This window comes from Mesorhizobium sp. 1M-11 (assembly GCF_001303895.1).
GTDB lineage: Bacteria > Pseudomonadota > Alphaproteobacteria > Rhizobiales > Rhizobiaceae > Mesorhizobium.
In genome coordinates this window covers 1-12,335 of the sequence record NZ_LJSD01000015.1, presented here as the reverse complement: position 1 = coordinate 12,335, position 12,335 = coordinate 1, and the positions used below count along the sequence as shown (strand labels likewise).

The following is a 12,335-nucleotide window of genomic DNA, read 5'->3' as shown; positions in this document are numbered from 1 at the left end:
GGCTTTGGTGCACGGATCTGGAGCACGGCGGATCTCGATCTTTGATTGTTTGATGACGTGGGCTACGCTCGCTTTGCCTTGCGGCGGACGGACTTCGGGCGTGCGCAGGCAAGCATGCGGTTGAGGACGGCGCAGCCGATGGCGACTTCCGTCTGCTGAACGTGAAACGACCGAGCCCGCAGACGCGGTCCGATGATGGATTTGTATCGTCCGATGGCGGTCTCGACCCGCGCACGCTTGCCGTAGCCGGTGGAAGCTTGCCACTTCATCCGCCCGTCTCTGCTTATCGCGGCGATATGCTGATCTCTTTGGCCGAGAGATCGATTGCCGGCCGGTTCGACCGCATTGACCCGTGGCGGAATGACGATGGCAACATCGGCACTGTGGTTGATGATCGCGTCGTAGATGGGCTTTCCATCATAGGCACCATCGGCGGTTAACCGTCCGATTGGACCGTCGATCTGATTGAGAAGTGGCCCCACCTGCGAGGCATCGCCTGTGTCCTGGTCGGTCATTGTGTGGGCGATGATCTCGCCGCTATCGGCATCCAGCGCCAGATGCAGTTTGCGCCAACCGCGACGGGATTTGGCGCGCCATGTTTCTCCTTCAGCCACTGGCCCGCGCCATAGATTTGAAGGCCGGTACTATCGACAAGAACATGCACCCGTCCGCCCAGAGGAACCTGAGGATGCTGCCGTTTGCTGGGCGATTGCCATGTCCGTGTCCGACGGCTGAGCGTGGTATGATCGGGGACGGAGAGTGCCAATCCCATCAATTGCAATACCGATTCAAGGAAGCCTTCGGCCTGGCGTAGCCGCAGTCCGAACACCATGCCCGGGGACAAGGCTGTCTCGATGGCAAGATCAGAATAGCGAGGCTGGCCACCACGCGTTGTTCGTCGTGGAGCAACCCATATGGCAACCGCCTCCGGCGTCAGCCACAGGGTCAAGCTGCCACGTCGGCGGAGGCCCGCCTCATATTCCGGCCAGTTCGTCACCTTGAATTTCATCTTCCCGATGCGATGACGGCGGGCGGCATTGTGTTTGAAAGGCATGACTGGAGGCAGACCGGCTATTGAGATCGCCGTTCGCCTACATCACGACCGCTGAATGATCCGTGCACCAACGCCCTGTGCCGGCACTCATCATCCATGGCAGGCTTGACAAGATCTTCCCGCCGTCGGAAGCGCGTCGATGTTCGACGCTTTTCGAGAATGCTGATTGTCATATCTTTGACGAAGGCAACCATGTCTGCAACAACATCCCGTGGCTCTATCGGCCGCTCCTCGCGGATTGGCTGACCGATCTGTTCGGGATACGCGATTAGAGCGGGCGGCCAACAGCGCCTGGAATTGGAGTTTGGCGACGAAACCGGTAAGGCAGATCGAAACACTCTGACCCGGCGCTCACGCGCCACGCCCTCACGGATACCATTCGGCATGAAGCGCCAAACTACTCTCAAGGACGTAGCGAAAGCAGCGGGGGTCCATGTTTCAACCGCATCGCGCGCCCTTGACCCGAAGAACAGGCACCTGATTACCCCGGAAGCCGTCCAGCGAATCCTGGATGTGAGCCAGCAGCTCGGCTACCGGCACAATGCGGCGGCGGCCGCCCTGCGCACGGCCAGGAGCCGCATGATCGGTGTCGTCGTGCCCGATATCGCCAACCCGATCTTCCCGCCGATCATTCGCGGCATCGAAGATTCATTGGCGCAGATTGGATACCTGGCGATCATCGGCAACACCGACAATGATCCCGTGCGCGAAAAAAGCCTGGCGTTGAAACTCCAGGAGCGGGGAGTCGATGGCTTCATTCTTGCAAGCGTCGAATTGCAGGATGATACCGTTGCCAAACTGGCAGAGGACGGGATCCCCATCGTCACCGTGAACCGGCGCAGCAGCAATGAGAACGTCAGTTCCGTTGTCCACGACGATGATGAGGGGATCAGGCGGGTACTCACTCACCTGGCGTCGCTGGGCCACCGGCGTATCGCAAACATCGCTGGCCCCCAGCGCCTCTCGACGGGTGCAGACCGGTATGCAGCATTCGAGCGGCATCGCAAGGCGCTTGGCCTCGCTGAAGAGGTCGATCTCGTGACTTTTGCGAAAGGCTACACGGAGAGCGAGGGCGAACGCTGCGTCGAAGAATTGCTGGTCCGGCGCCAGGACTTCTCTGCGATTGTTTGCGCCAACGACCGTCTCGCCATCGGAGCGATCGAGTCATTGGCACGCAGGGGCATCAAATGCCCCCAAGGACATTTCGATTACCGGCTACAACGATATGCCGATGGTCGATCGCCTGAAACCGCCCCTGACGACGATCCGGATCGAACAATACAACATCGGGTTCCAAGCCGGCGAGCTGTTGACGAGGATGATCGACAGCGGCGCGGGTGACGCAAGTCACATTGTTCTGCCGGTTAACCTGATCATCCGCGACTCCACAATGCCGGTTGCAAGCTGAAATGTCGGCGCTTGAAACGAGCGCCGACGCTGTCAAAATCACTGGTTCAACACCTTAAAATCCGAGCAGGTGCGGAAGCCATAGCGACAGCACCGGCAATGAGTCGATGATGACGACGCGGACGAGGTCCGCTCCAATAAAGGGCAGGATGCCGCGCCACAAATCGGCAAGCGCCAGCTTCGGCGAAATCGATTTGATGACGAACAGGTTCATCCCGATTGGCGGGGTGATCAAGCCGATCTCGGCAACAGTCACCAACACGACGCCGAACCAGATCGGATCGAGACCAAGCTGGGTGATGATCGCATAAACCGGTGTGACCGTGAGCAGCACCATCGACAGACTGTCCATGAAGCAGCCGAGTACAACATAGAACACGATGATGATCGTCATGATCACCGGCGTCGGCAAACCCGACGCGCCGATCACGGTCACCAGCATCTCCGGCAGGCGACTGGCCTCGATGAACAGGTTGAAAAGCGCAGCACCAATCAGGATGAGGAAGATCATGCCGGTCATCTGCGCCGTTTCGGAGATGCCGACCTTGAACACCTCGAACGTCAGCCTGCGCTTCAGCGCAGTAATGACAACGGCAGCGCCCGCGCCAACGGCAGCGGCTTCCGTTGGCGAAAAGACCTTGCTGTAGATGCCTCCGATAACCAGCAGGATGAGCACGAGGGCATCCCACATGCCCGCGATCGCCTTTACCCAGTCGCGCCGCGGTGTGCGGGGGCCGGCCGGAGCGAGGGTCGGGTTCCGCCTCACCTGGTACCAGATCGCCGCCATGTAGAGCAGGGTCGCGATCAGGCCCGGAATCATTGCCGCGGCAAAGAGCGCGCCGATCGACTGCTGGGTCAGCAATCCGTAGATCACGAGGATGATGGACGGAGGGATGAGAACACCCAAGGTTCCACCGGCAGCAACAGTCGCCCCGGCGAAGGCAGGCGAGTAACCGCGCCTGTCCATCTCCGGCAGTGCGACACGCCCAAGCGTGGCGCATGTCGCCAGCGACGAACCACAGATCGCGCCGAAGACGGCGCAGGCTCCAACGGTCGCTGCAGCCAGGCCGCCACGCCGATGACCGACGAAGGCGTTGATGCCGGAATAGAGGTTCTGTGAAAGGCCGGAGTAAGACGCGAACACACCCATGAAGACGAACAGCGGGATTACCGACAGCCCGTATGGGAACACTGCCTCGAAGGCCAGGTTTGACATCAGGAAGGCGGAAGGCGTCCATCCCATCAAGGCGATCGAGCCGACTGCACCGACAACTCCCATGGCAATTGCAATCGGCACGCGAAGGCCGCACAGCAGCAGCACCGCGGCAAACCCCGCAACGCCCCAATAGCTTGTCATCACTCGCTCCCCTTCGACGCGTTGGCCTCGATCATCTCCCGCAGGAAGGCGGCGGCGACAGCAACCAGGGCCGCCGCAAGGCCAGAGAGCAGGAAGCCCCAATACCAGATCATTGGAATGCCGAGATCCTGGGAAATGTCGCCGCTGCTCCAGGTGTCCATCGCTCGCGCCCAGGCGAGCCATAGGATGAGACCCAGCAAACCGAGGCTGAGCAGCGCCGAAACGATCGCGAGAAACATCCGCAATCGAGGCGCGTTGTCCATCGCCAGGAAATCGACCGCGACATGTGACTTTTTGCTGAATGCATAAGGGATAGACCAGAAGGCGGCAGCCATCACGCAAAGCTGGGTGATGTCGATGACGCCGATCACCGAACCACCGAGCAGTCGCCGCCGGACGATGTCGACGACGACCAACGCTATCGCGCCGGCAAGCATGACAATGCCAAAGATCGCCATGGCAGCCATCAGGCGCTCTATGCCATTGATGAGAGTGATCGCGGCGGCGGCGCGGCCACCGATTTCCTTGGAGAGATCAGACACAGGCAGCTCCCGACTATTCGGCCGAATATTTCGCCAGGAGGTCCTTTGCTTTCTGGTAGAGTGCCTTGGGGTCGGCTACGCCCTCCCCTTTCAGCGCTTCCAGATAAGCCTCCGTCATCGGCTGGAGTTGCCTGGCCCAGGCCGCGCGCGTCGCGTCATCGACCTCGATGATCTCCTGCTTGCGCCGGACTGCATCCTCCTTGCCGCGAGCCTCCCATTTGTCCCACCGGGGGCCGAACTTCGCCACCAGCGCATCGCCTGACATTTCGTCGATGACCTTGCGGACATCTTCAGGCAACGCGTCGTACTTCTGCTTGTTCATCACGACATAGAATGCCGCCGCATAAGCGCGCGCGTCGGTATGATATTTGAGGGTCTCGTTGAGCTTGATGGCGCCGACAAGATCCCAGGTCGTCACGACACCGTCGAGCACACCGCGCTCGAGGCTTTCGTAGATCTGTGCCGGCGGCATGCCGACCGGGGAAGCTCCCACCGCCTCCAGCATGGCCGAAACTGCAGGGCCAGGCGTGCGCAGGCGCAAACCCTTAAGGTCCTCAAGCGATCGAACCGGGCGATTGACCGTATGAAACAGACCTCCATGGTGGACGAAAAGCGCCAGCACCTTGAAGTCATCATACTCCTTGCCGAGTGCGCCTTGCTTGTAGAGTTCCCATAGCGCCCGCGAACCGGGACCCGCTCTGTCCACCGTGAAGGGCAGCTCGATGGCCGAGGTAGCTGGAAAACGGCCGCGCGGGATACCGGCAAGTCCCAATGCAATGTCCACGACGCCGGCCTTGACTTGGTCCGATTGTCGCGCCGCCTCGCCATAGGCTGAACCGGCCCCGAATATGTCGGCCTTGACTTTGCCGCCGGTGCGCTCTTCGAGCTCCTTTGCCCATGGGGCAAGGAAGTCGGCCTGAAAGCCGTGCGTCGGCGGCAGATAATGGCTGATCTTCAGCGTGATTTCTGCCGCATGCAGCGAGCCGCACCACAGCAGGCCGGCCGCGAATGCGGCAAGGCGGGTCATTTTCCCGAGCATCGAGTTTCTCCTCCCTTGGTCGCCGGGTTCTCCGGCGCTTCGTCAAGCAGCCGCCTCCGGGCTTGCTTTCCTGGATGCCTCCATTGCCTCGCACCGATCCGCGACTTCGACGATCGTCGGAAATGTCGAAAGCGGTACATCGAAGCGACGCGCATTGAAGACCTGCGGAACCAGACACACATCGGCCAGCGTAGGTTGCGAGCCCAAGGCGAACGGTCCTCCCGCGCGCCTCAGTCGAAGGATGCGCTCAACTCCGGCAAATCCTTCCTCGATCCAATGCCGGTACCAATGCAGGCGCGCGTCTTCCGAGATGTCCAACCAATGTCCCAGATAGTTGAGCACCCGCAGGTTGTTCAGCGGATGGATATCGCAGGCCACGGCAAGCGCGATCTCGCGGGCGTGAGACGCCTCTTGCGGGTCGACCGGAACCAGGCGCGGCATCTGCGGTGTCAATGTATCGAGCCATTCGATCATGGCGATGGACTGGGTCAGGAACCCGCCATCCCAGGAGAAGGCCGGGACAAGGCCATGCGGGATCACATCGCCAAGAATGGCCGCCTTCTGCTCACCCTGCCTGATATCAAGGTCGACGATGCGAGCCGGCTTAACGCCCTTGAAATTAAAGGCGATGCGCACTCGGTATGCCGCTGACGAGCGGAAGTAGTTGTAGAAGGTGAAGCTGGGCAGTCGCCCATCCTCAGGCTTCTTGATGCTGGTGGCTGTGTCAGGGGACATGGCTTGGCTGATGCTGCAAGAAGTCAACTATCGGCAGGCGGCGCAACGGTGATCTCAAGCGGCGGCAGCCCTGCAATCTCGCCAACCAGTCGATTGCCTGGGACGACGGCGCCGACCCCTGCCGGTGTGCCCGTGAAAATCAGGTCACCGGGCGCAAGCCGATAGAAGCGCGAGACATGAGCAACGATGTCTTTGACCGGCCAGATCAACTCCGAGAGGTCGGCATCCTGTTTGACAATACCGTCGACTGACAGCGTGATGCGCCCCGACCCAGGATCGAAACCGTTTGGCCTGGCGGCATCCCTGGCGACCAATCGCCCCATTGGCGAAGACTGCTCGACATTCTTGCCGGTGTCCCATGGTCGACCGAGATCCCTGGCTTCGAGCTGCAGGTCGCGACGCGTCATGTCGAGCCCGACCGCGTAACCCCAGATAACCTGCTCCGCTTCCGCAGCGTCGATCCGGAATCCCGCCTTGCCGATGGCTACGACCAGTTCGATCTCGAAATGGAAGTTGTGCGTTTCAGGCGGATAGGCGATACGGCATGCGTCATCCGGGTCGGCGTTGACGACCGTCTCGGCCCATTTGGTGAAAAAGAACGGCGGCTCTCGATCGGGATCGCGCCCCATCTCGCGCGCATGGGCTTCATAGTTGCGGCCGATGCAGAAGACGCGGCGCACCGGATAGCTGTCAGCGGTCGTGGTTTGCAACAGCGTCGGATGGCAGGGCTCGAACAGAACCAGCATATTCAACCCCGCTGCTCGCGCCAAAGCCCCAGCTTCTCCATGCAAACACGGTCTGAATAATTGAAGAGGACAGCATCTGACGCCCCCGCCTCGATCGTGACCTCGCACCAGGACGGCACCGCCACCACGTCACGCTGGCCGATCTCAAAACGTTTGCCATCCAGCGTCAGCACCGTACGGCCTTCGATGCCGACATAGACGGCACTGGCGCTCTGGCGGCGCGGACGTGTCACGGTTCCAGCGCGCACAAGCTGCACGAAAGCCGAGATCGTTCCCATCACCGATCCGCCATCGAGCGGATTCACGAACTCCATGACGCAGCCGAAATGCGGATCCGGATCGCTGGCAGCGGCCGTGTCCTCCAGCGCCTGACGCCACTGGGCGTAAGGATAGTGGAATAGCGGATAGCCGCTGGCGGCCCGATCCGCCATGGTGCAGGCAACCGGCTTCAATGTGGAACCATAGCGCGCCCTGCTGTCGCCAGGATGCGTGGCAGGTGGTGGTGGATTGTTGCCGAGATGTTCTGCGAAACCTCCCGCAAAAGCCGAGACGATGGGGATATCCAGTCCGTCGAGCCAGATGGCCGGTGTCGTCCCGTCATTGCCATGCTCGTGCCAGCGCCAGTTGGGCGTCAGCACCAGGTCGAAATTGGCCATCTCGACCCGCTCTCCATCGACTGCGGTCCACGCGCCGTCGCTTTCCAGGACAAGGCGAAGCGCCGACTGCGTGTGCCGATGGGCCGGTGCGATTTCGCCAGGCAACACGAGCTGAAGGCCGGTGTAGAGCGTGTCCGTTGCCCGATGCTGGCCGGTGATTGCGGGATTCTGAAGGATCAGAACGCGGCGTTCGGCTTCGCGTGCGGTGATGAGTTCCCCTGCCTCGATCAACAGTGGCCGCAGTGCATCGTAGCGCCATGCAGCAGGTGTTGTGCGTGGAGCGGGCCGCGGCGTTACGAGCGCATCCAGCACATCCCACAAAGGCGACACGCCTTCCTGCCCGAGCCGCCCACGAAAATCATCAGGGTGCAAAGCCGCCATCGTTCTCCTCCATTGCGATTTCGAATTCTTTTACATTTCGTAATTAATTACGCAATAGTGAATTTGTGATTTCTGCAAGCTGACGATATGAAGCCCTCAGCGAGGTATCGAATGGACGAGCAGGAAAACGGGGACGATCGGCGCGGCATCCAGTCGATCGATTTCGTCGGCAAGGTGCTGCGTGCGCTGGCGGCCGCGCCTGGGCCACTCAACCTCAAGACCCTGAGCATCGACACGGGTGTGCCTGCAGCAAAACTGCATCGGTATCTGACCAGCCTCATCCGCATCGGCCTTGCCTCGCAGCATGAAAAGGACGGGAAGTACGATCTCGGTCCACTGGCGATCCGCCTCGGCCTTGCAGCGATGGCGCGGCGCAGCGTCATCGATGAAGCCGAGAAAGTGCTCAACGATTTGCTCGACCGTCATGGATTGACCGGCCACCTCAGTGTCTGGGGCGAACAGGGTCCAGTCATTGTGCGGACCCATCACGGCGGCGTGCCACTGGTCACAAGCCTGGGTCTGGGGCGCGTTCTGCCCATCACGCGTTCAGCCACCGGGCTCGTCTTCATGGCTTTCCTGCCTGAGGTCGCTACGGCACCGATTGCGCGCCGCGAAACGAATGCCGCGACAGACAAGGCCCTTCTCAACAAGAAGATCGAGGACACCCGGGCCCGAGGCGTGGGTTTCGTCGACGGCACCGTCATCCCGGGACTGGCGGCGCTGTCTGTCCCAGTGTTCGACTTCGACGGGTCGCTGGCCTGCGCCTTGACGGCAACAGCGCTTGACGGTGCGTTCGGCAAGGGTGGCGCGGACAGTGTGATCGCGCGCGAACTCGCCGCGGCCGCGATCAGCATCAAAGGCTGACGCCGCCTCGCATCAAAACGCGCTACAGACCAAGCCGCGACTGATCTTCCCTACGGCTGCCGCCCTATGACCGCATTCAGCTCCACGGACATTTAAGGCTCGCAATCGCATGGTCAGCCAGCGCCGCGCTGCTGTCTGCAGCAATCGTAGAGCCATGCACAAAATTACAAAATGATAAACTTATTGCCTTATCCGTAAATTTCTGACCAAAATCCCCTCGGCTTCGCTATCGAAGTCGAAAGGGGAGGAAGCATGTTTTCATCACTCAAACGCCGAAGCGTCGCTTTCGGCGCTGCGCTCGGCCTTGCGCTTGGCGCACCTGCGCTTGCTGCAGACACGTTGTTGGTCAATGGCAGGATATTCACAGCCAATCCGGCGGCCCCGAACGCGGAAGCCGTCGCAGTACGCGATGGCACAATCCTCGCCGTCGGCAGCCGTGCCGACGTCGAAAAGGCACTGGCGCCCGGCTATGCGACCGAAGATCTCGGCGACAAGATGCTGCTGCCAGGATTGATCGACAGCCACGTGCACGCGGTCTTCGCAGGCTTCACCCTGGTGGCCGCGGAACTGCCTCAGGGCGACGCTTCCGTGGAACGATTGGCCGAATTCGCCACAGCTTCGATGAAGAGCGGGCGCGGCATGATTGGCGATACGCTGCGCATCGGCAATTTGACGGCATCCTATTGGGACAACGTCGCTGCGCTGGACAAGGTGTTCAACGCACCGCCTTTTGCCGATATCCCCGTCATCCTCGCCGGTTCCGATGCCCATACCGGCTGGGCCAATAAGGTCTTGCTGAAGAGAGCCGGGGTAACCAGGGACTACATTGCCGGCCTGAGCGAAGCCGAACGCAAATATTTCGGCCATGGACAAGACTTCACGCCGAATGGCTTCAGCGCCGATACCGGCTGGGACAAGGTGATGGGAGCGGTACCGCCGGTCTCACAGCAGACCATGATCGAGGCGGCACGCAGCGCCGTGAAGGTGATGAACAGCAACGGTGTCACCGCCTGGCTCGATCCGATATCGAATGGCCGTCCCGCCGCACCACTTTTCGACATGGTGCCGACCAAGGTGTCAATCGGCCTGGAATGGGGACCCTGGATCGGCGCGCAAAAGGGACCCCTGTAGGGCACCACGGTTAGCGCTCGCCGGGCGAAGCTGGTCTGGGTTGCGCAGGCCGGCGAGCGCGGATCGGCGTTATGGGGTGATCAGGCGCGGTTCTTGAATCGCCAGGATTCGTTTCCGGTCTCGATGATCTCGCAGTGATGGGTGAGCCGGTCGAGCAGCGCCGTCGTCATCTTGGCGTCGCCGAAGACAGCGGGCCATTCGCCGAACGCCAGATTGGTGGTGACGATGATCGAGGTGCGCTCGTAGAGCCTGCTGATCAGGTGGAAGAGCAACTGCCCGCCGGCTTGCGCGAAGGGCAGATAGCCGAGTTCGTCGAGGACGACGAAGTCCAATCGGGTCAGGTAGTCAGCGATACGGCCCTGCTTGCCACCGCGGTGCTCGGTCTCGAGCCGGTTGACGAGATCAACGACATTGAAGAAGCGACCGCGCGTCCCGTTGCGGATGAGGGATCGGGCAAGGGCAATCGCCAGATGTGACTTGCCGGTTCCGGTGCCGCCGATGAGAACGGCGTTACGCTGGTCGGCGACGAAGGTGCCGTTGGCAAGGTCCCTGACCAGCACCTCGTTGACCGGCGTGCCGTCGAAGTCGAACTCCTCGATGTCCTTGGCGATCGGCAGCTTTGCGACGGTGAGCTGGTATTTGATGGAGCGCGCCTGCTTCTCGGCGATCTCGGCCGACAGCAGATCGCCGACGATCCTCGGCGGCTCGTGCTGGCGCTTGATGCCGGTCGCCATAACCTCGTCATAGGCACTGCGCATGCCGTAGAGCTTCAACGTTCCCATCAGATCCAGAACCTGCGTGCGTTCCATCAGCTTGCCCTCCTGAGGCTGTCGTAGCGGGCACAGTCGGCCTGCGGCTCATGGCGCAGGCGAAGAGCGTCCGGGGTGAGAATGGTGATGGCTGGCGCCGGATCGCGCCGCCGCGCCAGAATGTTGATGATGACAGCTGACGAGCAGACGTTCTGGTCGAGCGCCTCTTGGCAGGCGGCCTCCACGGCATCGATCCCGTCGGTCAACACCGCAGCCAGGATCGCCACCATCTGGCGATCACCGTCATCCGAGGACTTCAGTCGGCGCCGGGTCCGCTCCATCGCCGAGGGCAGAACCCAGTCCTGGAACGGCGCGCCATTGCGCAATGCGCCGGGCTTGCGGGCGAGCACGGGGACATAGTGCCAGGGATCGTAAATGGTCTCACCGCGCCCGAACGAACGGGCGTGTTCGGCGACGACAACGCCATCCTGCCGGATGACGATCCTGCTGGCATAGGCCTGGATCTCGACCGGTCGGCCCACGGCAGTCGACAGCACCGAGTATTTGTTGTTGTCGAAGCGCACCGTGCAGGTCTTCGATACCGAGGCGGGGACCGTGTGGAAGCCGTCGAAGGGGCCGCGATACTCGACAAGTTTGCCGCGCTCCTCCTCGAACACCTCCCAGATCGTGCGCTCCGGCTGATCGATATGACGGTGCGTCTTGGTGTAGGCGATGCATTTGTCGAGCAGCCAGGCGTTGAGTTCCTCATAGGATTTGAAGCGCAGCCGCGGCGTGAAGAAGCGCTCGCGCACCAGCCCGACCTGGTTCTCGACTTGACCCTTCTCCCAGCCCGACGCCGGCGTGCAGGCGACCGGCTGCACCAGATAATGGCTGCACATCTGCAGGAAGCGGCGATTGTATTGCCGGTCCTTGCCGACGAATACCGTCTCAACCGCCGTCTTCATGTTGTCGTAGATGCCGCGCGTGCAGGTGCCGCCAAAGAAGGCGAAGGCCCGGTCGTGCGCGTCGAACACCATCTCCTGCGTCTCGCGCGGATAGGCTCTGACGAACATCATGCGGCTGTGGCAAAGCCGGACATGGGCAACCTTCACGGTCACAGTCACGCCATTGATGAGGACGATCTCGTGGCTCCAGTCGAACTGGTAGGCTTCACCCGGCGCGAAGAACAACGGCACATAGGCTTCCGCCGTCGCTGATCCCTGCGCCTTCGCCCAGCTCTTGGCGTATCGGCGAACCGCGTCGTAGCTGCCGTCGTATCCGAGACCGCGGAGCTCCTCAAAGATTCGGATCAGCGTTAGCCGCTCGCGCCCCGCCTTGCCGTGATTGCCACCTAAAAGCCCGTCGAGCTGATCCTGCCAGGGGCCGATCTTTGGCATCGGCTGATGCTCACGCTCGTAACGGAACTCCGTCGCGTTCGACCGCAGCACCTTCCGGACAACCTTCCGCGATATCCTCAACTCGCGGCAGATCTCCTTGATCGACTTCCCCTGGACCAGCGAAAGCCGACGTATCTTCGCAATCGTCTCCACAACCAACATCCAAAACAAATGCCCCCGATGAAACCGAAGGCAGTGTGACAACCCTGCGTTACAGGGGTCCTTTTTGGACGCCGGTCACCCCTGAAACGGGGTCCTTATTCCACGCCGAAACACA

At 61.3% G+C, this 12,335-nt stretch carries 11 protein-coding genes and 2 pseudogenes; 4 read left to right on the top strand and 9 right to left on the bottom strand.

Annotation, left to right across the window (positions count from 1 at the left end; translation table 11 throughout):
* Positions 1 to 62: 62 nt before the first annotated feature.
* Positions 63 to 1,054 (bottom strand): annotated as a pseudogene (locus AO692_RS32190) (IS5 family transposase).
* A 62-nt stretch (positions 1,055 to 1,116) separates the two neighbouring features.
* Here AO692_RS32190 and AO692_RS09135 point away from each other — a divergent pair.
* Both AO692_RS09135 and AO692_RS09130 read left to right on the top strand, forming a co-directional pair.
* The gene (locus AO692_RS09135; protein WP_152979769.1) at positions 1,117 to 1,326 is read left to right on the top strand and encodes a hypothetical protein; all 210 of its coding nucleotides are present in this window, start codon (positions 1,117 to 1,119) and stop codon (positions 1,324 to 1,326) included.
* Positions 1,327 to 1,438: 112 nt separating this feature from the next.
* Positions 1,439 to 2,395, top strand: a complete 957-nt coding sequence (locus AO692_RS09130; RefSeq protein ID WP_054309757.1) for a LacI family DNA-binding transcriptional regulator — start codon at positions 1,439 to 1,441, stop codon at positions 2,393 to 2,395.
* 121 nt (positions 2,396 to 2,516) lie between these two features.
* Here the strand turns inward: AO692_RS09130 and AO692_RS09125 are convergent, their stop codons facing one another.
* From AO692_RS09125 to AO692_RS09100, 6 genes are read right to left on the bottom strand one after another with little or no spacing between them, the layout of a single operon-like run.
* Positions 2,517 to 3,818, bottom strand: a complete 1,302-nt coding sequence (locus AO692_RS09125; protein ID WP_054309756.1) for a TRAP transporter large permease — start codon at positions 3,816 to 3,818, stop codon at positions 2,517 to 2,519.
* Positions 3,818 to 4,360 carry a TRAP transporter small permease subunit gene (locus AO692_RS09120; RefSeq protein WP_054309755.1) on the bottom strand — a complete coding sequence of 181 codons (543 nt, stop codon included), beginning with the start codon at positions 4,358 to 4,360 and terminating at the stop codon, positions 3,818 to 3,820. The genes AO692_RS09125 and AO692_RS09120 overlap by 1 nt, the downstream gene beginning before the upstream one ends.
* A 13-nt stretch (positions 4,361 to 4,373) precedes the next feature.
* Positions 4,374 to 5,399 (bottom strand): TRAP transporter substrate-binding protein, encoded by a 1,026-nt coding sequence (locus AO692_RS09115; protein ID WP_054309754.1) that lies wholly within the window; start codon positions 5,397 to 5,399, stop codon positions 4,374 to 4,376.
* 42 nt (positions 5,400 to 5,441) lie between these two features.
* Entirely contained in the window at positions 5,442 to 6,134 is a 693-nt protein-coding gene (gene maiA, locus AO692_RS09110) for a maleylacetoacetate isomerase (RefSeq protein WP_082407270.1), read from the bottom strand.
* A gap of 23 nt (positions 6,135 to 6,157) precedes the next feature.
* A complete protein-coding gene (locus AO692_RS09105) occupies positions 6,158 to 6,880 on the bottom strand; it encodes a fumarylacetoacetate hydrolase family protein (RefSeq protein WP_054309753.1) in 723 nt (240 codons plus the stop codon).
* A 2-nt stretch (positions 6,881 to 6,882) separates the two neighbouring features.
* Entirely contained in the window at positions 6,883 to 7,917 is a 1,035-nt protein-coding gene (locus tag AO692_RS09100; RefSeq protein WP_054309752.1) for a cupin domain-containing protein, read from the bottom strand.
* 111 nt (positions 7,918 to 8,028) lie between these two features.
* Between AO692_RS09100 and AO692_RS09095 the strand changes: the two genes are divergently transcribed.
* Together AO692_RS09095 and AO692_RS09090 are read left to right on the top strand one after the other, a co-directional pair.
* Complete coding sequence (locus AO692_RS09095; protein WP_054309751.1) at positions 8,029 to 8,781, top strand: IclR family transcriptional regulator; 753 nt, start codon at positions 8,029 to 8,031, stop codon at positions 8,779 to 8,781.
* Positions 8,782 to 9,033: 252 nt separating this feature from the next.
* Positions 9,034 to 9,912, top strand: a complete 879-nt coding sequence (locus AO692_RS09090) for an amidohydrolase family protein (RefSeq protein ID WP_054309750.1) — start codon at positions 9,034 to 9,036, stop codon at positions 9,910 to 9,912.
* An 80-nt stretch (positions 9,913 to 9,992) separates the two neighbouring features.
* Here the strand turns inward: AO692_RS09090 and istB are convergent, their stop codons facing one another.
* Positions 9,993 to 10,721: an IS21-like element helper ATPase IstB gene (gene istB / locus AO692_RS09085; RefSeq protein WP_054308547.1), complete on the bottom strand. Its 729-nt coding sequence runs from the start codon at positions 10,719 to 10,721 to the stop codon at positions 9,993 to 9,995.
* Positions 10,654 to 12,220, bottom strand: a pseudogene (gene istA / locus AO692_RS09080) (IS21 family transposase). The gene istB and the pseudogene istA overlap by 68 nt, the downstream one beginning before the upstream one ends.
* Between the last annotated feature and the right edge of the window lie 115 nt (positions 12,221 to 12,335).

Excerpts from the sequence above, each read along its gene's own strand:
- AO692_RS09130 (WP_054309757.1), top strand. The coding sequence starts at position 1,439 with ATGAAGCGCCAAACTACTCTCAAGGACGTAGCGAAAGCAGCGGGGGTC.
- AO692_RS09125 (WP_054309756.1), bottom strand. The coding sequence starts at position 3,818 with ATGACAAGCTATTGGGGCGTTGCGGGGTTTGCCGCGGTGCTGCTGCTG.
- AO692_RS09115 (WP_054309754.1), bottom strand. The coding sequence starts at position 5,399 with ATGCTCGGGAAAATGACCCGCCTTGCCGCATTCGCGGCCGGCCTGCTG.
- maiA (WP_082407270.1), bottom strand. The coding sequence starts at position 6,134 with ATGTCCCCTGACACAGCCACCAGCATCAAGAAGCCTGAGGATGGGCGA.
- AO692_RS09105 (WP_054309753.1), bottom strand. The coding sequence starts at position 6,880 with ATGCTGGTTCTGTTCGAGCCCTGCCATCCGACGCTGTTGCAAACCACG.
- AO692_RS09100 (WP_054309752.1), bottom strand. The coding sequence starts at position 7,917 with ATGGCGGCTTTGCACCCTGATGATTTTCGTGGGCGGCTCGGGCAGGAA.
- AO692_RS09095 (WP_054309751.1), top strand. The coding sequence starts at position 8,029 with ATGGACGAGCAGGAAAACGGGGACGATCGGCGCGGCATCCAGTCGATC.
- AO692_RS09090 (WP_054309750.1), top strand. The coding sequence starts at position 9,034 with ATGTTTTCATCACTCAAACGCCGAAGCGTCGCTTTCGGCGCTGCGCTC.
- istB (WP_054308547.1), bottom strand. The coding sequence starts at position 10,721 with ATGGAACGCACGCAGGTTCTGGATCTGATGGGAACGTTGAAGCTCTAC.